The 18,210-nt window shown below is 66.8% G+C and carries 16 protein-coding genes, 1 tRNA gene and 1 rRNA gene; all 18 read right to left on the reverse strand.

Annotation, left to right across the window (positions count from 1 at the left end; genetic code table 11):
* Positions 1–3: 3 nt before the first annotated feature.
* The 18 genes from KDB67_RS01455 to rrf all read right to left on the reverse strand — a co-directional run bounded on the left by KDB67_RS01455 (position 4) and on the right by rrf (position 18,200).
* A tRNA-Pro gene (locus KDB67_RS01455) sits at positions 4–77 on the reverse strand.
* An 87-nt stretch (positions 78–164) separates the two neighbouring features.
* Positions 165–1,601, reverse strand: a complete 1,437-nt coding sequence (der, locus tag KDB67_RS01460) for a ribosome biogenesis GTPase Der (protein WP_291011456.1) — start codon at positions 1,599–1,601, stop codon at positions 165–167.
* Positions 1,598–2,290: a (d)CMP kinase gene (gene cmk / locus KDB67_RS01465; RefSeq protein ID WP_291011504.1), complete on the reverse strand. Its 693-nt coding sequence runs from the start codon at positions 2,288–2,290 to the stop codon at positions 1,598–1,600. The genes der and cmk overlap by 4 nt, the downstream gene beginning before the upstream one ends.
* A gap of 38 nt (positions 2,291–2,328) precedes the next feature.
* Positions 2,329–3,363 (reverse strand): pseudouridine synthase, encoded by a 1,035-nt coding sequence (locus KDB67_RS01470; protein ID WP_291011458.1) that lies wholly within the window; start codon positions 3,361–3,363, stop codon positions 2,329–2,331.
* 9 nt (positions 3,364–3,372) lie between these two features.
* Complete coding sequence (gene scpB / locus KDB67_RS01475) at positions 3,373–4,092, reverse strand: SMC-Scp complex subunit ScpB (protein ID WP_291011507.1); 720 nt, start codon at positions 4,090–4,092, stop codon at positions 3,373–3,375.
* 23 nt (positions 4,093–4,115) lie between these two features.
* Positions 4,116–4,916, reverse strand: coding sequence for a segregation/condensation protein A (locus KDB67_RS01480; RefSeq protein WP_291011460.1), 801 nt, complete (start codon positions 4,914–4,916; stop codon positions 4,116–4,118).
* 9 nt (positions 4,917–4,925) lie between these two features.
* Entirely contained in the window at positions 4,926–5,771 is an 846-nt protein-coding gene (locus KDB67_RS01485; RefSeq protein ID WP_291011510.1) for a ParA family protein, read from the reverse strand.
* A gap of 312 nt (positions 5,772–6,083) precedes the next feature.
* Complete coding sequence (gene xerD, locus KDB67_RS01490) at positions 6,084–7,016, reverse strand: site-specific tyrosine recombinase XerD (protein ID WP_291011462.1); 933 nt, start codon at positions 7,014–7,016, stop codon at positions 6,084–6,086.
* Positions 7,013–7,660, reverse strand: a complete 648-nt coding sequence (locus KDB67_RS01495) for an NUDIX hydrolase (RefSeq protein ID WP_291011464.1) — start codon at positions 7,658–7,660, stop codon at positions 7,013–7,015. Before KDB67_RS01495 ends, xerD begins: the two co-directional genes overlap by 4 nt.
* Entirely contained in the window at positions 7,657–9,420 is a 1,764-nt protein-coding gene (locus KDB67_RS01500; protein WP_291011513.1) for a CTP synthase, read from the reverse strand. Before KDB67_RS01500 ends, KDB67_RS01495 begins: the two co-directional genes overlap by 4 nt.
* Before the next feature lie 126 nt (positions 9,421–9,546).
* Positions 9,547–10,467, reverse strand: a complete 921-nt coding sequence (locus KDB67_RS01505) for a copper transporter (protein ID WP_291011466.1) — start codon at positions 10,465–10,467, stop codon at positions 9,547–9,549.
* Between the two features lie 3 nt (positions 10,468–10,470).
* Positions 10,471–11,652, reverse strand: coding sequence for a putative cytokinetic ring protein SteA (gene steA / locus KDB67_RS01510; protein WP_291011468.1), 1,182 nt, complete (start codon positions 11,650–11,652; stop codon positions 10,471–10,473).
* Positions 11,653–11,770: 118 nt separating this feature from the next.
* Positions 11,771–13,561 carry a DNA repair protein RecN gene (gene recN / locus KDB67_RS01515; RefSeq protein WP_291011471.1) on the reverse strand — a complete coding sequence of 597 codons (1,791 nt, stop codon included), beginning with the start codon at positions 13,559–13,561 and terminating at the stop codon, positions 11,771–11,773.
* A 2-nt stretch (positions 13,562–13,563) separates the two neighbouring features.
* Positions 13,564–14,646, reverse strand: a complete 1,083-nt coding sequence (locus KDB67_RS01520; protein WP_291011473.1) for an NAD kinase — start codon at positions 14,644–14,646, stop codon at positions 13,564–13,566.
* A 99-nt stretch (positions 14,647–14,745) separates the two neighbouring features.
* A complete protein-coding gene (locus KDB67_RS01525) occupies positions 14,746–15,624 on the reverse strand; it encodes a TlyA family RNA methyltransferase (protein ID WP_291011476.1) in 879 nt (292 codons plus the stop codon).
* 44 nt (positions 15,625–15,668) lie between these two features.
* The gene (locus tag KDB67_RS01530) at positions 15,669–15,860 is read right to left on the reverse strand and encodes a hypothetical protein (RefSeq protein ID WP_291011478.1); all 192 of its coding nucleotides are present in this window, start codon (positions 15,858–15,860) and stop codon (positions 15,669–15,671) included.
* A 12-nt stretch (positions 15,861–15,872) separates the two neighbouring features.
* Positions 15,873–17,939 (reverse strand): HAD-IIA family hydrolase, encoded by a 2,067-nt coding sequence (locus KDB67_RS01535; RefSeq protein WP_291011501.1) that lies wholly within the window; start codon positions 17,937–17,939, stop codon positions 15,873–15,875.
* 144 nt (positions 17,940–18,083) lie between these two features.
* Positions 18,084–18,200 (reverse strand): 5S ribosomal RNA (rrf, locus tag KDB67_RS01540).
* Positions 18,201–18,210: the final 10 nt, after the last annotated feature.

Genomic DNA, 18,210 nt, shown 5'->3' on the forward strand with positions numbered 1-18,210 from the left:
ACGTCGGGCTGACAGGATTTGAACCTGCGACCACCTGACCCCCAGTCAGGTGCGCTACCAAGCTGCGCCACAGCCCGTTGCCGTCGTTCTCACGAGGCCTTACAGACATTAGCCCACCACCCCCGCGAACGACTAATCGCCTGGTCAGGGGCGGTGGATGTCATCTACTTCTTACGACGCTGCTCGCGCTTGTCGCGGACGCGGACGTTGATCCGGACCGGGGAGCCGTCGAAGTTGAACTCCTCACGCAGTCGGCGCTCCAGGAACCTGCGATAGCCGGCTTCGAGGAAGCCGGTGGTGAACAGGACAAACGTCGGCGGGCGGGTAGCGGCCTGAGTGGCAAACAGCACGCGCGGCTGGCGGCCACCACGCAGTGGCGGCGGTGTGGCGGCGATGATGTCCTTGAGCCAGTTGTTGAGCTGGCCGGTCGAGACCCGCTTGTCCCAGGACTCCAGCGCACCCTCGATGGCGGGCACCAGCTTCTGCACGGCCCGGCCCGTGCTGGCAGAAATGTTGACGCGCCGCGCCCACGGCACCCGGGCCAGTTCGCGGTCGATCTCCTTGTCGAGCTGATAGCGCCGGTCCTCGTCGACCAGATCCCACTTGTTGAACGCGATGACCAGGGCCCGGCCGCTGTCGATGATCATCGACAGCACCCGCAGGTCCTGTTCGGTGATCGGTTCGGACGCGTCGATCAGCAGAATCGCCACCTCGGCCGCATCCAGGGCCGAACGGGTCCGCAGCGAGGCATAGTATTCGTGCCCGCTCGCGGTGCGGACTTTACGGCGCAGACCGGCGGTGTCGATGAACTGCCATGTCTTGCCGCCCAATTCGACGAGTTCGTCCACCGGGTCGACGGTGGTGCCGGCAACATTGTCGACCACCGACCGCTCGGATCCGGCAAGCTTGTTCAGCAATGAGCTCTTGCCCACATTGGGTTTGCCGACCAGCGCCACCCGGCGCGGGCCCCCCAAGGTTGTTGCCTCACGCGGGGTTTCGGGAAGAACCTCCAGGATCTTGTCGAGCACGTCGCCGGCGCCCCGGCCGTGCGCCGCGGACACCGGATGCGGCTCCCCCAGCCCCAGCGACCACAATGCGGCGGCTTCGGCTTCCTGCCGTTCGCTGTCGATCTTGTTGGCCACCAGGATGACCGGGGTCTTGGAACGGCGCAGCACCTTGGCGACCGCTTCGTCGGTCGAGGTGGCGCCGACGGTCGCATCGACCACGACGACGATCGCGTCCGCGGTCTTCATCGCGAGCTCCGCCTGCGCCGCGACGGCCTGCTGCAAACCCTTCGCATCGGGCTCCCAGCCACCGGTGTCGACGACGGTGAACCGCCTGCCCGACCAGCTCGCCGCGTACGACACCCGGTCCCGGGTCACTCCGGGAATGTCCTCGACAACGGCTTCCCGGCGCCCGAGGATGCGGTTGACGAGTGTCGACTTGCCGACGTTCGGCCGCCCGACGATGGCGACCACCGGCACCGGTCCCCCGGTACCGAGTTCGTCCCCGTCGACCAGATCGCTGATTTCCCAATCGGTTTCATCCGACCACGTGCCGTCACCGGCAACCGTCAGGCCGGTATCGATGTTGTCGGTCACGGCTGTACTCCGATCCGCTCGTCGACCAGGCGAGCCAGTTCGTCGAGTACCTGGTCGAGGGTGAGGTCGCTGGTGTCCACGAGGACGGCGTCGTCGGCCGCCCGCATCGGCGACACCGCCCGGGTCGAATCGAGATGATCACGCCGGTTGACCGCCGCCAGCACCTCGTCATAGTTGCTGGGCTGCCCCAGCTCGAGGTTCTGCTGATGCCTGCGCTGAGCGCGCGCTTCGGCGGTCGCGGTGAGGAATACCTTGAGCCCGGCATCGGGGAACACCACGGTACCCACGTCCCGGCCTTCAATCACCACAAATCGGTCGCGCGATACTTTCCGTTGCAGCGCAACCAGTTTCGTACGAACTTCAGGGACAGCCGACACCGCCGACACCGCCGCGGATACCTCGGCTGTGCGGATCCGGTCCGAGACGTCCGAATCGTTCAGGAACACCCGGTTGGTGCCGTCGGCATCGATGATGACGTCGACGTCCACGTCTGCCATGGCAGCGGCGATCGCGGCCGGGTCATCGAGCGGCACACCGAGATCGAGCGCCGCGAGGGTGACGGCCCGGTACATCGCTCCGGTGTCGAGACACTGCGCACCGACCGTACCGGCGAGAAGTTTGGAGACGGTGGACTTTCCGGTCCCGGCAGGACCGTCGATGGCGACGACACGGGCCGATCCGGTCACCACGCCCGTATCCGGTGCGGTCGGCACGTTCGGACTGGTGCTCACAGGCCGACCGCCTCGTACAGTCCACCGATCTCGTCGCGGCCGAGCACCCGCAGGCTGCCGGCCCGCTGGTCGCCGAGGGCGACATCGCCGACCTGGGTGCGCAGCAGTCGGCGCACCGGGAAGCCGACTTCCTCCATGAGGCGGCGGACAATCCGGTTGCGGCCCTCGTGCAGCACGATCTCCACCAGCGACGCCCCATTGTTGACGTCGACGATGGTGAACGAGTCCACCTTCACCGGGCCGTCATCGAGCTCGACTCCGGCGCGCAATGTGCGGATCAGGCTGCGCGGCACCTCGCCCTTCACCGTCGCCATGTATGTCTTGGGCACCTCGTACGACGGGTGCATCAGGCGGTGCGCCAACTCGCCGTCGTTGGTGAGTAGCAGCAGGCCCTCGGTGTCGGCGTCGAGGCGGCCCACGTGGAACATCCGGTGCCCGGCCATGACGCGTTCGGCGATGATGTCGCCGATGCACGGGCGCCCCTGGTCGTCGGCCATCGTCGATTGCATGCCGCGCGGCTTGTTCAGTGCCAGATACTGTTTGGTCTCGTCGATGATGACGCGGGCGCCGTCGACCCGCACGATCGCGGTGTCCGGGTTGATCCGCAGTCCCTGTTCGACGACGATCTCGCCGTCGACGCTGACGCGGCCGGCGGCGATCAGTTCTTCGGCACCGCGCCGCGACGCGACACCGGCCTGTGCGAGCACCTTCTGCAGGCGAACCCCGTCGGAGACATACGACGCGCCGCCGTCACCTCCGGCGTTCCCGCCCTGGTGCCGAGCCGGGCGAGCATTGTTCAGACGCACCTTTCCCGACGTGACGTCGGGCTTCGAGGTGCCCTTGCGGTGAGTCTTCTTGGCCGGCCTGCCCGTTTCGGCGCCGCCCTTGGCGGCCTTTGAATACTGCGAACCCGTCTTGGGCTGCCCTGCTTTGCGCGCCCCCCGTCCGGGCTGTCCCCCGGACGATGCGGATGTGGAACGACCTGCGCGTTTACGCGGGCCCGGTGTGCCGTCTCGGCTAGCGGATGCCATGTGGATCTCTCATTCGGCGGACGAGGACACGTCGTCGTCCGGTGTCTTCTCTCCCGACGAGTGTGCCCTCTTGGCGTCGAGTTTGGCGAATCGTGGATCGGTGAGCAGCTCGTCGTCGAGCGAATCGATGACATCCACATCCGGCAGCAACGGTGCCAGATCAGGCAGTTCGGTCAGTGAGGCCAGGCCCAGCCGTTCCAGGAACATCTCGGTGGTGCCGTAGGTGGTGGCCGACGTGGTGGGGTCGGTGCCGACCTCGACGATAAGACCGCGGGCCAGCAGCGTACGGACTACTCCGTCGACGTTGACGCCGCGGATCGCGCCGACCCGCGCCCGGCTCACCGGCTGCCGGTAGGCGATCACCGCGAGCGTCTCCAGCGCCGCCCGCGTCAGTTTGGAACGCGCCCCGTCCAGGAGCAGACGCTCGACATACGGCGCGTAGTCGGCGCGGCTGTAGAACCGCCAGCCATCGCCGGCGAACCGCAGGTCGAAGCCGCTGCGTGCCACCCCGAAGTCGGCCGACATCTGCTGCAGCATGGGAGCCACGCGGGCCTCGTCCTCGTCGACGGCGCGGGCCAGATCCGCGGTGGGCGCCGGAGTGTCCACCACGAGCAGAACCGCCTCGAGCGCGGCACGCAGCTCGGCGTCGTCGAGCCTGACTTCGGACGTTTCGACGGCCTCCTGGTCCACCCCCACCTCACGCTCGCCGTCGCTGGTCTTGTCGACCATCGCTTCTTCCACCGGGTCGTCGCTCACTCGTAGTCTTCCTCTCCCCGACTGAGATTCACCTCGTCCGGCGCGCGCTCGCCGGTCCAGCTCACCTTGAGCTCGCCGAGCGCCTCGGGCTGTTCGAAGGCGATCGCGCGTTCGCGGAACAGTTCCAGCAGCCCCAGGAACCGTCCGATCACCTCGTACGGGTTATCGCAGGTGGCGACGATCTCCCGGAAACTGAACCAGGCGCCCGGATCGTCGAGCAGCATCGCCATCACCAGTCGCGCCTGCGCGGGCACCGATACCTTGGGCACGTGCAGGTGCGCGAGACCGACGGCCGGTGCCGGGCGCGGGGCCAGACCAGCAGCCGCGATCTCGGCAAAACGCGCCGCGTCGACGCCGAGGGTGACCTCCGGAAGCAGCCCGGTGAACCGTTCCTCCAGCGATACCGACCGCGGATACCGTTGCAACGCAGCGGCTTCGAGCTCGCCAAACAGTTCGGCGACCTGCTTGTAGGCGCGATATTGCAGCAGCCGGGCGAACAGCAGGTCGCGCGCCTCGAGCAGGGCGAGGTCCTCGGCGTCGTCCACCTCACCGGCCGGCAGCAGCCGCGCCGCCTTCAGATCGAGCAGTGTGGCCGCGACCACCAGAAACTCGGTGGTCTGCTCCAGGGTCAGCTGATCACCGAGCCTGCGGGTGTAGGCGATGAAATCGTCGGTGACCGCGTGCAGCGCCACCTCTGTCACGTCGAGGCGATGCCTGCTGATCAGATCGAGCAGCAGATCGAACGGTCCCTCGAAATTGGACAGCCGTACCTGAAAACCCTGCTCGTTGTCACTCACCTGACGTGATCACACGACGCCGGCGTCACGTGCGATGACCTCGCGCGCCAATGCCCGATACGATTCGGCCCCGGCGGATTTGGGCGCCCATGACGTGATCGGTTCACCGGCGACACTGGTCTCCGGGAACCGGACGGTACGGTTGATGACGCTGTCGAACACGATGTCGCCGAACACCTGGACGACCCGTTCCATCACCTCACGCGAATGCAGGGTGCGGGAATCGAACATCGTCACCAGGATGCCGCTGAGCGTCAGCTTGGGATTGAGCCTGTCACGCACCTTGTTGACGGTGTCGTTGAGCAGTGCCAGCCCGCGCAGACTGAAGTACGCGCATTCCATCGGGATCAGCACGCTGTCGGCGCAGGCCAGCGCGTTGACGGTGAGCAGACCCAGCGACGGCTGGCAGTCGATGAGCACGAAATCGTAGCGGTCGAGCACCGGATGCAATGCCCGGGCCAGGGACTGTTCGCGACCAACTTCGGTGACGAGCTGGATCTCGGCCGCCGACAGGTCGATGTTGCTGGGCAGCAGGTCCATGCCGTCGACCCGGGTGCGCATCAGCACGTCATCGATGGCCATCTGCGGTGGCACCAGCAGGTTGTGCACCGTCGCGTCGAGCTCATGATGCGGTACCCCGAGCCCCGCGGACAGCGCGCCTTGCGGATCGAGGTCGACCAGCAGCACCCTACGACCGCATTCGGCCAGGGCCGCACCGAGATTGATCGTCGTGGTGGTCTTGCCGACGCCGCCCTTCTGGTTACAGATCGCGACCACCGACGCCGGGCCGTGCTTGTCCAGCGGCCGCGGGTCGGGGATCTGCCGGTAGGGCCTGCCCGTGGGGCCGAGCGGCACATCACCGGAAGGCCCCGCACCCCCGGTGTCGGGTGCGGACTCCGCGACGGGTGTGGGCTGATCTGGTTCGGGCTGTGGCTCTGCTGCGAGCAGATGCTCGGAATCGGGTAGCGCTACGGACGGCTCCGGTGCGGGCACCGACGGCGTTGAGGCTCCGTCCGGGTCCCCGCTGTCAATTGTCACGTCCCCCGCGCTCCCTTCGTCGGCTGAGTCGGCCTGGCGTGAAATCAAGGATCTGGTAGTTCCGATTGTCCAGCCTAATAGGTCCACGACGTCTGATCATCGCGGATCGCCCACATCCGCCGCGACCGGTCACCGGGCCCTCGGATGTGCGGTGGCGTAAACCTCACGCATCGTGTTGACCGTCACGAGCGTATACACCTGTGTGGTGGTGACCGACGCATGGCCGAGCAACTCCTGCACCACCCGGACATCGGCACCACCGTCGAGCAGATGGGTGGCAAAACTGTGCCGCAAGGTGTGCGGTGAGACCGTTTCGGCGATACCAGCGCGTTCGGCGGCCGAGGCGAGGACCTGCCAGGCGCTCTGCCGCGACAGACGCCCACCCCGCGCGTTGAGGAACACACCGGGCCCGACCGATACCGACCTGGCACCCGCGGCCAGTGCCGGCCGGCCACGCACGAGATAGCCGTCGAGCGCGTCGGCCGCCGGTCCGCCGATGGGCACAATCCGCTCCCTTCCGCCTTTACCGCGCAACCGAACTGCGCGCGCACCGATATCGAGGTCGTCGACATCGAGGCCGATCGCCTCGGAGATCCGCGCACCACAGCTGTAGAGCAGTTCCAGCAGCGCGCGGTCGCGAAGCGCGCGCGGGGTGTCGTCGGTGCCGACGGCGTCGAGGATCCGCGCCACGTGATCGATGGGCAATGACTTCGGCAGCCTCCGCGGTGCGCGCGGCGGGGAGACCTCGTGGGCGACGTCGACATCGGTCCACCCCTCGGCCACCGCGAACCGGTGCAGCCCGCGAACGGCCACCAGGGTCCGTGCGATGGAGCTGTCGGCGAGCGGGACGATCGACCGGTCGGGGTCTCCCCTGCGTAGCTCCACTAGAAATTCGCGCACATCGGCGCAGGTGATCTCCGGTAGCCGGTCGATCCGTCGGCCGGCAAGGTAGCCGAGGTACCGGGTGAGGTCGCGCCGATAGGAACTGACGGTGTTGGTCGCCGCACCCCGCTCGACCGTCAGGTGATCGAGGTAGCGGCCAACATCGTCGGTCAGGCTCATGACCGCCGGGCGTCGCCGTGTTTACGCGATTGCAGTCCGGTCGGCTGGTCGGTCCATTCCGCTGACGGGTCGCGCAGTGCGGCGCCGTTCGTCAGTGCCACCGACACGGCGAGGATCCCGGCGACCGCTGTGGCGTTCACGATCTCCCCGGACAGGACCTGGGCGACGGCGTCGCCGAGAGCAACCCATTCGACCGCCATGTCGGCCTCTTCGTCGTGACGTTCCGCCGGATTCAGGGAGTGCAACGATTCAGCCAGATAGACCCGCAGGGCCTCGTCGGTGAATCCCGGGGACAGCGCCAGGTCTGTGAGTACCCGCCAGGAGTCGGCCGCCAGATCCACTTCTTCGGCGAGTTCGCGCTGCGCCGCCGTCAGCGGGTCCTCGTCGGGTCCGCCGTCGAGCAACCCGGCGGGTAGTTCCAGCAACCGGCGCCCGATCGGATGCCGGTACTGGCGCACCATCGCCACGCGACCGGCATCGTCGAGCGCCACGACCGCGACCGCGCCATGGTGTTCGACCACCTCACGTTCGGCGATCCGGCCGCCGGGCATCTCGACCTGATCGACGCGCAATGCGAGGATCGCGCCGTCGTAGACGGTGCGTGAGTCGCGCACGACGAAGTCATGCGATCCCGGTTCGCTCACGCTTCGGCGTCCCCGGAACCGGCCGACGGGCCGCCCTGCTCCCGCTCACCCGCGTCGTACTCCCCGAGATCAACCGGAAGACGTTCGGCCGCTTTATATTTCAGCGACGACTCGATCAGTGAACGGAACAGCGGATGCGGTCGGGTCGGTCGGCTCTTGAGCTCCGGATGAGCCTGTGTGGCCACCAGGAACGGATGGCGGTCGCGCGGGTACTCCACGAACTCGACCAGCTGGCCGTCGGGCGAGGTGCCCGAGAACACCAGCCCCGATTCGGCGATCTTGTCGCGGTAGGCGTTGTTGACCTCATAGCGGTGCCGATGCCGTTCGGTGACATCGAGAGTTCCGTACGACTCGGCCGTGACGGTGCCGCGGATCAGCTTCGCCGGATACGAACCCAGGCGCATCGTCCCGCCGAGATCTGCCTCCCCGGCCACGATGTGTTCCTGGTCGGCCATCGTCGAGATCACCGGATGCTTTGTGTCCGGGTCGAATTCGGTGGAGCTGGCCTCGTTGAGACCCACCGAGCGGGCCGCCTCAATCACCACGCACTGCAGCCCGAGACACAGACCGAGCAGCGGAATCCCGCGCCGGCGACTGTAGGCGATGGTGCCGAGTTTGCCCTCGATGCCGCGGATGCCGAAGCCGCCCGGCACCAGGATCCCGTCGACATCGCCGAGTGCGGCCTGCGCGCCCTCGGGGGTGGCGCAGTCATCCGACGGCACCCATTTGATCTCGACCTTGGCCCGGCAGGCGAAGCCGCCGGCCCGGATCGCCTCGGTGACCGACAGATACGCGTCGGGCAGGTCCACATACTTGCCGACGAGCGCGATCCGCACGGTCTCCCGCGGTTCGTGGACCCGCTTGAGCAGTTCCCCCCACACCGTCCAGTCGACGTCGCGGAACGGCAGATCGAGCTTGCGCACCACGTAGGCGTCAAGGCCCTCGCTGTGCAGCACCTTGGGGATGTCGTAGATCGACGGCGCATCGGGCGTGGAGATACAGCCCTCGACGTCGACATCGCACATGAGCGCGATCTTGGCCTTGAGACCCTCAGGGACGTCCCGGTCACAGCGCAGGATGAGCGCGTCCGGCTGGATACCGACGTTGCGCAGCGCGGCCACCGAATGCTGCGTGGGTTTGGTCTTGAGCTCACCCGACGGCGCGAGATACGGGACCAGCGACACGTGCAGGAAGAAGACGTTGTCGCGGCCCACGTCGTGCCGGATCTGCCGGGCCGCCTCGATGAACGGCAAGGATTCGATGTCGCCGACCGTGCCACCGATCTCGGTGATCACCACGTCGGGTGCATCACCGTTCTCGTCGGGGGCACGCATCGCCAGGACCCGCGACTTGAGTTCGTCGGTGATGTGTGGGATCACCTGAACCGTCTCGCCGAGATACTCGCCGCGCCGTTCCTTGGCGATGACCGTCGAATACACCTGCCCGGTGGTCACATTCGCCGACTGCGACAGGTTGCGATCGAGGAACCGCTCGTAGTGTCCGACGTCGAGATCGGTCTCGGCCCCGTCTTCGGTGACGAAGACCTCTCCGTGCTGAAACGGGTTCATCGTGCCGGGATCGACATTCAGATAGGGGTCGAGCTTCTGCATCGTCACCCGCAGCCCGCGGGCGGTCAGCAGTTGACCGAGGCTGGAAGCGGTGAGTCCCTTACCGAGCGATGAGGCGACACCACCCGTTACAAAAATATGCTTAGTGCCTGCGTGCACGTGGCGCAGTGGTCGCAATGCGTCTCCCGTCAGGATGAATCAGGCTCGAAACCTGCTTACCTACGGGACTTCACAGTAGCACCAGTGCCCGTACCCCGGTTCGACTCGGCAACGACGGCGCGCCGCGACCGGCACCGGTCCGGAGCACGGGCGCGTACTCTAGCGCGCGCCGACTGTGATGGCCGTGGCTCCGGGGCCCGTACCGTACGCACCGGTCCGTGCATTCCCCTCTTCCGCGAGTGTGAGCACACTGGTGATCCGGCCCGTCGGGACGTCGGCGTTGTCGACGGTCGAGATCGCGTTGCCCAGCGCCGGATCCGAACGCACGATCGCGATGGGTGATCCACCCGTCGCCGATCCGATGCGACCGACCAGCGACCCACCCTGTCCACGCGCTGCCATCGCGGCGGCGAGCCTGCCGACGAGTTGTCCCTTGGCTCCCGAGTCCCCACCGTAGGCGCCGCCCGTGATCACCAGCACCAGGTCGGCAGGTGTGATCGCATTGTCGACATAGCCGATGAACCCGCCTTCGCGAAGAGCTTCGAGCCCCACCCGCGAATCCTCGGCCGCAGCCGCGCGCGTGTCGGCCGAATGCAGCGTCAGTGTTCCCAGCAGGTCACCGGCCCGCGACCCCGAGTCGACGTAGTCGGCACGCAGCTGCGCGCCGACGGGAATCGTCTGGTCGATGATGCTGCGCAACTTGGCGGCCTCGTTGTCCGCCACGAGTTGCTCGGAGATCTCGATCTGGCCGGCGAAGCCGGCGCCCGCGGCCGATACCGACTCCTTGAGCGCATCGACATCGGCGTCGACGACACCCGGGACGGTGACCACGAGCACCGAATGACCTTTGAGTGTCTGGGCGATCAGGCGCGGCGCCATCGCCCGGTCGAAGCTATCGGCCGAGTTGAGCTTCGCGTTCAGCTGGTCGCGTTCCTCCTGCAGGTCGCCGATCCGGTCGCGTTTTGCGCCGGTCAGCGAATTGACCTGATCACCGACGAAACCCGAACCGAGAAAGAGCCCGAGGGCGAGTGCGAGGAACACCGCAACCAGCGAAATCGCGTGTTGACGCAGCGAGATCATGCGCTAGCGGTTCCAGACGCCGCGCGCCCACTCGACCAACCGATCCCACTGAGCCACGATCCAGTCCCAGGAGTCAGCCCCCGAATTGGACAGGACGACCGCGGCGATGATCGCGATGAGCGCAGCCAGCACGACGAAAGCGATCGCGGTACCCGAAACCCGGCTACGGTACAGCGTTGCAACGGCTTTCGCGTCGACGAGCTTGGCCCCGACCTTCATCCGGGTCAGGAACGTCGACGGGTTGCTCTCCCGGCGCGAGCGGTCGAAGAAGTCGTCGAGGTCGCCGCCGCAGCCTGCGGTGACGATCAGGTCCGCACCATGGTGGTCGGCGAGCAACAGCGCCAGGTCCGAGGGTGATCCCGCGGCGGGGAAAGTGGTTGCCCCGATGCCGAGATCCTGGATCCGTTCCAGACCGGGCGCATGACCGTCGGTATCGGCCGGAAGTACCAACTGCGCACCTGATTTGAGCGTCTGGGTCTTGAGTTCGTCGGGATCGGCGATGATGACCGCAGGCTTGTAGCTCGCCTTGACCAGCACGTCGGCGCCCGCCCCGACACCGATGAGTACCGGCTGATACTCCTTGATAAACGGTTTGAGGGATCTCAGATCGGCGGCGTGATCGGGTCCGTCGGCGACGACCACCACGTGGCGGCCCTTGAGGTTCACGTCGATCTCGGGGACACCCACTCCGTCGATCAGCAGCGGCGACTCGTTGCGGATGAACTCGATGGTGTTGCCCGAGAACGCTTCCAGATGATCGACCATGCCCGACTTGGCATCGATCATCATGTCGGCGATCTCGATCTCGTCGAGTTGGGTGCCATGTGCCAGCCGTTTGTCGCCGACGTACAGGTGATCGTCGTCGACGCGGAGTCGGGCGCCGTCCTTGACCCGTTTGAACACCTCCGGCCCCGTGTTGTCGAGCAGGACGATGCCGGAGGCAACCAGCACCTCGGGGCCGAGGTTGGGGTAGCGGCCGCTGATGGATTCGGAGGCGTTGACCACCGCCACCACACCGGCCGCGACGAGACGGTCGGCGGTGGCGCGGTCGAGGTCGACCTCATCGAGGATGGCGATGTCGCCCGGCCCGACGCGACCGAGCAGCCGGCGAGTATTGGTATCGATCCTGGCGATTCCGGTCACACCAGGAAGTTCTTCTGTGGAGCGCGTGAGCAGAGCAGGCATCTTCATGAGGGCAATGATTGCCCCGCTCTGTGGGTCAGTTGGGGAGGCGCGCCGTAACATTCGCAACTTTTGTCACACCAACACCATCTGTTGCGGCCAAGCTCGTGGGCCGAGTCGCTCAGCCCGCGCGTTCGCGACCGCCTTCGGTGGCAGGTCCGCGCTCGGCCTCCGCAGTCGCCAGCAACTCCTCTGCGTGGGCCCGGCCGGTGTCCGAGTCACCGAGCCCGGCAAGCATCCGCGCGAGCTCCGCCACTCGTTCCGACCGGTCGAGCGTGCGTACCGTGCTGGTGACCTTGCCCGTCCTGCCCGCCTTACCGGCTCCCACAGAACGAACCTGTTTACCGATGACCAGGTGATTGTCCGCGAATGCGGCCACCTGTGGCAGGTGCGTCACCACGATCACCTGATGTGCCCTGGCCAGCCGCGACAGCCGGCGACCGATCTCCACTGCCGCCGCACCACCGACGCCGGCATCGACCTCGTCGAACACCATGATCGATCCGCTCGTCGGCTCGGCCAGCACCACCTCGAGCGCCAGCATCACCCGCGACAGCTCGCCACCCGACGCCGACCTGGCGATCGGCAGCGGCTGCGCGTCGCGGTGCGCCACCAGCGAGAACTCGACGCGATCGGTTCCATTCGGGCCGGCGTGCAGCAATTCGCCGCCGCAGTCGACGGCCAGCCGATCATCGGCCGAAGCCCGATCGCCGGTGACGGCGACGGCAACGGCCGCCTCCCCCATCGCCAGGCCGGCGAGTTCGCGGGACACCTTCTTGCCCATCGAATCGGCCGCCTTGAGCCGGATCGCGGTGAGTTTGCCCGCCGCCTTTGCCACCTCATGAGCGGCGTCGGCAAGCGCGGCTTCGAGTTCTTCGATCGACCCCGCCGGGTCCTCGATCTCGGCCAGCCGGGCCCGTGCCTCGTCGCGCCATTCGATCACGCCGTCGATGTCGGGCGCGTACTTGCGCAGCAGCGCTTTCAGCTCGGCCTGCCGGGTCAGCAGTTGGTCGAGTGAATCCGCGTCCGTCGGCAGGTCGGACAAGAAGTCGGTCAGTTCGGCACCCACGTCCGTGACCACGGTCAACGCCTCGGCCACGCGCGGTAGCAGCCCGCGCAATGTGTCATCGGTGGATGATTCCAGGAGCGAGCGCACCTGGCCCAGGCCATCGATCACCGACCTGCCTTCGTCGGCGACGATACCGTGTGCGCTCACGGCCGTCGTCCGGATCGTCTCCAGATCTGTCAGGCGCCGGATCGTGGCCGTGAGCTCTGTGTCCTCGCCCGGTGACGGGTCGACCACGTCGATCTCGCCGATGCCGAAGCGCAGTCGGTCCGCTTCCTGCGCGAGTTCGCGCATATTGCCGCGCCGCTGCTCGAGCTCGTCGAGGATCCCCGTCCAGGTGTCCCGTGCCGAGCGGTAACCGGTGAGCGCCTTCGCTGCCGGCGCACCGGCGAAGGTGTCGAGCGCGCTGCGCTGATGCTCCGGTTTGAGCAGCCTCAGCTGGTCGTTCTGGCCGTGAATGGTCAACAGGCTGGTGGTGATCTGACCGAGCACTCCGACCGGCACCGACCGGCCCCCGACATGGGCCCGCGAACGACCATCGGCGGCGACGGTGCGCACCGCGATCACCGAGTCGTCGTCATCGACCTCACCACCGGCCGCGGACACCATTTCGGCGACCTCCCCGGCCCCCGATGGCAACCGGAATCGGCCTTCGATGATCGCTTTGGGGCTACCGGTCCGTACGCGCCCGGCGTCGGCACGGGCCCCCGAGAGCAGATGGAGGCTGGTAACGATCATCGTCTTGCCCGCACCTGTCTCGCCGGTGAGCACGGTGAACCCCGGATGCAACCGGGCCGACGCGTGCTCGATCACACCGAGCCCTTCGATGGTCAGCTCTTCGAGCATGTCTACCCTTGTCTCCCCCGCCACGCCGCGTCGTTCCCGCCCCGCCACCCGGCGTCATTCCCGCCCCGCCACCCGGCGTCATTCCCGCCCCGCCACCCGGTCACCGGAAGCTTGAATTTCGTCACCAACCGGTCGGCGAACGGCTCGGAGTCGATACGCAGCCACTTCAATGGCCGTGGACTGCGCACGATCTCGATCCGCGCTCCCGGCGGTACCTGTAGCTGCCTGCGACCGTCGCACAGCACCACCGCCGAGCGGCCGCCCTTGTCGATCTCCAGCGCGATCCGCGACCGCGGGCTCGTCACCATCGGCCGGGCGAACAAGGCGTGCGCATTGTTCGGCACCACCAAGATCGCCTCCAGATCCGGCCACATCACCGGTCCGCCCGCGGAGAACGCATACGCGGTCGAGCCCGTAGGCGTCGAAACCAGCACACCGTCGGCACCGAACGCCGACACAGGCCGCCCGTCGACTTCGGTCACCAGTTCGAGAACGCCGTGATTGGTCCGGTTCTGCAGCGCGATCTCGTTGAGTGCCCAGCTCTGGCCCAGGATCTGGCCCGGATGAGCCGGGTCGGCGATGGTGACGTCGAGTGTCATCCGGTCCTCGATCCGGTAGTCCCGCTCGACGAGACGAGTCATCACCTCGTCGATGCGGTTCGCCTCGGCCTCTGCGAGAAATCCGATCCTGCCGAGGTTGATTCCGAGGACTGGGACGTCGGCCCCGTACGCCAGTTCAGCGGCGCGCAGAAATGTTCCGTCACCGCCGAGAACGATCACAAGCTCGCACCCGGCCGCGGCATCCGGATCGCCACCGGTCACCGCGACATCGGCACCGATATCGCGCAGGTCCGCCGGATTCACCGGAAAACTTTCGGGGAGTTCGGGTCCGAGTTCGACCTGACCGGTCGGAAAATCGACGCCCGGCACAAAACTCCGGGTGTCGTGATCGATCACCCGTAACGTCACACCCGCGGCGGCACAATGACGCGCGATCGCGGCCGTGGTCTCGGTGACGATCGCGCGTCCCGTATGTGCGACCACCAGGAACTCCCGATGATTCCCACCGCGCCTATCACCGTCCACTGCTGTCCTTCCGTTCACCGCGACTTGAGGTCGGTCTTGGCCCCGTCGCCCGACGACGATCGGCCCACTCCGTACTGGCCTGCCCCGATGGGCGTCGTCTCAGCGAGGGCCTGCCTCGACCGCGGCGACGATCATCGCCATGATCTCAGGACCGACGGGTTGCGCGCTCACCGGAGCGCTCCGGTCTCCGACCTTATCCGCCGCCGCCGACATACCGCCCGGCACGTCGGCGGGTTTGTGCAACCAGATGAAGTACTCGACGTTACCCGCGGGCCCGGGCAGTGGGCTGGCCACAACACCCCGGGTTTCGAGCCCCAGCACGGCGGCGTCGCGGGCCACCTCGGCCACCGCTTCGATGCGTAGTGCGGGGTCACGGACCACTCCGCCGGCACCGACCCGATCCTTGCCGACCTGAAATTGTGGTTTCACCATCGGGAGCAGGTCACCATCAGGCTCGACGCAGTCGGCGAGTGCCGGTAGCACAAGGGACAGGGAGATGAACGACAGGTCGGCCACGACCAGGTCAACTGGTCCGCCGATCTGGTCGGATGTGAGGCTACGCACGTTGGTTCTGTCGTGCACATCCACGCGGACGTCGTTCTGCAGGCGCCAGATCAATTGGCCGTAGCCCACATCAGCGGCCACCACCCGGCCTGCATCACGGCGGAGCAGGACATCGGTGAACCCACCCGTCGAAGCCCCCGCATCGAGACAGCGGCGCCCGGCGACCGTCAGCCCGCTACCGGCGAAGGCGTCGAGCGCGCCGATCAGCTTGTGCGCCCCTCGCGAAGCCCAATCGTCCGGCGGCGCGTCGACGACGACGATCGGGGTATCGCGGGCGACATTGGTGGCAGGCTTCGCGGCGACCACACCGTTCACCTTGACCGTTCCGGCTTCGATGAACTCACGCGCCTGTTCGCGGGAACGGGCCAGGCCGCGCCGCACCAGTTCGGCATCCAATCGGGCTCGCGCGGCCATTCAGCTCCACCCTTCGGAAAATGTGGTGAACCAGCACGACCGACTCATGGGCGTTCGACGCCCTCAAGCGCCTCGGTCAGCTCGTCGTGGGCGCGTTCGAGCAGTGCGCTCTGCTTGGCGAGCCCGACGAGGTCGAAACCCTTGCTCTCAGTCTGCTGCAGCGCATCGACCTGGGCCAGCAGCTCACGCACCGCGCCCACGACAGCATCGTCGCCGACGTACTCCGATTCGGTCATCGCAAACTCACGTCAGCCCACTCCGGCGAGACCGAGCTGCGCCAACAGTGCGTTCACGGTGTCGTCGGCACCGGAGATCCTGAGCAATCCGTGATCGATGGTCTCGCTCGAGGCCCAGACCGCGGCCGCTAGGCTCGGCAGCAGACTCTCGGCAGACCCTCCGGCGGACTTCACGGTGATCGTGTCACCGTCGATCTCGATCTCCCAGCCATCGTGCGGGGTGATCGCAACCAGGTCGGCAGACAGATACAGACCCCGCAGGTCAGCGGTCACATAGGTGGGACGTTGCTCGGGCGGCGCCGCGAGCAGGTCGCGTGCGGTGCTGACCCCGGTCAGGACGAGCAGGCTGTCGAGTCCTACTGTGTGCGCACCTTCGATGTCGGTGTCGAGACGGTCGCCCACAACAAGCGGCTTATTGACACCGCTGCGACGGATCGCATCCACCATCAGCGGTGCTGCGGGCTTACCCGCGACCAGCGGACTCTGCCCGGTGGCGTTGGCGACTGCAGCGACAAGAGATCCATTGCCCACCAGCAGTCCGCGTTCCGATGGCAACGTGGCGTCGATGTTGGTGGCCACCCACAGCGCTCCGGCCCGGATCGCGAGTGCGGCCTCCGACAGTTCCGCCCACCCGATGTGCGGTGAATACCCCTGGATAACGGCGTCCGGCTTGTCGTCGGCACTGCGGGCGACACCGATGCCCACCTCGCGAACCTCCTGCGCGAGTCCTTCCGAGCCGACCACCAGCGTCCGCGATCCCGGTTCGAGGTGTTCGGCAAGGAGCTGGGCGCCGCTTTGTGCGCTGGTCACCACCTGCTCGGGCTCGGCGTCGAATCCTAGTTCGTTCAGGTGATCGGCGACGTCGACGGGACGCCGACTGGCGTTGTTTGTCACGAAGAACTGAGGAATCTCAGCGCGGGCGAGCGTCTCGCGGGCACCGATAATCGGTGCCTTGCCGCCGAAGACAGTTCCGTCGAGGTCGAGAAGCAGCGCTTCGTAGGCTGCCATGATCGATCCTGCGGGCAGCTCATTCACTTCGGGCGCGGCCGCAGGTGATGCGGAGTCACCGTCGATCACCGTGATGATCTCCGAACTCTCCTCGGCCCCGATCACATCGGCAGCGTCACCGGCGGGTCCGGCGGCGGGTGCACCTTGCTCCTGTTCGACCACAGCAAGCACATCGTCGGGCTCTTCGCCGGGTGTCTCGGCGGGTACCGCTTCATCCGGTACGACTTCAACGATGTCGGTGTCCCCCGCTCCGGTCACCTGTGAATGATCATCGACGGCAGTCCCGCCCGACGCGTCAAAATCGGGATCGGTCAGCTCGACCAGACGTAACTCTGCATCGGTGACATCATCGATGTCAGCTGCGGAGGCGTTCATGAACCAGGTGACGGCGTCCGCCCGACGCCCCGCCGCCAGCAGTGCCGAGGCGTAGGCGTAGAACAACCGTGCCGGCCCGGTTCCGGTCTGCCCGACGGCCAGATTCTCCAGCTGCAGTGTGACGAGCGCCTTCTCCGGCTCCCCGAGGTCGATGCGTGCGCCGGCCTCTACGATCCGCATCTCGGTGGCTTCCTCACCCGTCAGCGCGCGGCCTTCGGTGCTCCGGGCGATCTCGATGGCCCGGTCGGCGCGACCGAGTCCGCGTTCGGAGTCGGCGATGAGCGGCAACAGGGCAGTGCTGCCGGTAATCCGCTTGGCTGCCCGCAGCTCGGATACCGCCTCCTGCCATTCACCCGCGCTGTACGCGGCGATACCGGCAGTTTCCCGTACCAAACCGATACGGCTGCCGCGTCTGCGCGCCGCCCTCGCGTGTTCGAGCGCCAGCGCCGGGTCCTCTTCGAGCAATCTGGTCACCATCACCAGATGTCGCGCGACGCTGTCGGCGTTGGCCTTGTCGAGCGAGAGCAGGTCCCGCCGCACCGACGCGTCGAGATCGCCTGCTGTGACGTCGTCTGGCAAGGCCGGATCATCGGTTCTCGCAACGCCGACTGCGGGGCGCTTGGTGCTGGTATGCGAGTTTCTGCCTCGTCCGTTGCCATTGCGATCATCACGGCGGTAGGGCCTGCGGTCACTCATGGTTGCCAATCTATGCCTTTGCGACGCTCCGCCCTACATGAGGGCGTTCACGACAACCGGTCACTGTTGTCAGCTGTGTCGTCGTCCTACTGATGAAATACCTCGGGCCCCGCCACAATAGTGGCAGGGCCCGAAGGGGGTTGATTGCGGCGGTGTCCTACTCTCCCACACTGATCAGGGTGCAGTACCATCGGCGCTGGTGGGCTTAGCTTCCGGGTTCGGAATGGGTCCGGGCGTTTCCCCACCGCTATAGCCGCCGCAAATCTGTGAA

It is taken from the genome of Gordonia sp. (in: high G+C Gram-positive bacteria), assembly GCF_020438995.1.
Classification (GTDB): domain Bacteria; phylum Actinomycetota; class Actinomycetes; order Mycobacteriales; family Mycobacteriaceae; genus Gordonia.

What these genes read in the sequence shown, in the direction of transcription:
- KDB67_RS01470 (WP_291011458.1), bottom strand. Translation starts at nt 3,363, where the DNA reads ATGGCATCCGCTAGCCGAGACGGCACACCGGGCCCGCGTAAACGCGCA.
- scpB (WP_291011507.1), bottom strand. Translation starts at nt 4,092, where the DNA reads ATGGTCGACAAGACCAGCGACGGCGAGCGTGAGGTGGGGGTGGACCAG.
- xerD (WP_291011462.1), bottom strand. Translation starts at nt 7,016, where the DNA reads ATGAGCCTGACCGACGATGTTGGCCGCTACCTCGATCACCTGACGGTC.
- KDB67_RS01505 (WP_291011466.1), bottom strand. Translation starts at nt 10,467, where the DNA reads ATGATCTCGCTGCGTCAACACGCGATTTCGCTGGTTGCGGTGTTCCTC.
- steA (WP_291011468.1), bottom strand. Translation starts at nt 11,652, where the DNA reads ATGCCTGCTCTGCTCACGCGCTCCACAGAAGAACTTCCTGGTGTGACC.
- recN (WP_291011471.1), bottom strand. Translation starts at nt 13,561, where the DNA reads ATGCTCGAAGAGCTGACCATCGAAGGGCTCGGTGTGATCGAGCACGCG.
- KDB67_RS01525 (WP_291011476.1), bottom strand. Translation starts at nt 15,624, where the DNA reads ATGGCCGCGCGAGCCCGATTGGATGCCGAACTGGTGCGGCGCGGCCTG.
- KDB67_RS01530 (WP_291011478.1), bottom strand. Translation starts at nt 15,860, where the DNA reads ATGACCGAATCGGAGTACGTCGGCGACGATGCTGTCGTGGGCGCGGTG.
- KDB67_RS01535 (WP_291011501.1), bottom strand. Translation starts at nt 17,939, where the DNA reads ATGAGTGACCGCAGGCCCTACCGCCGTGATGATCGCAATGGCAACGGA.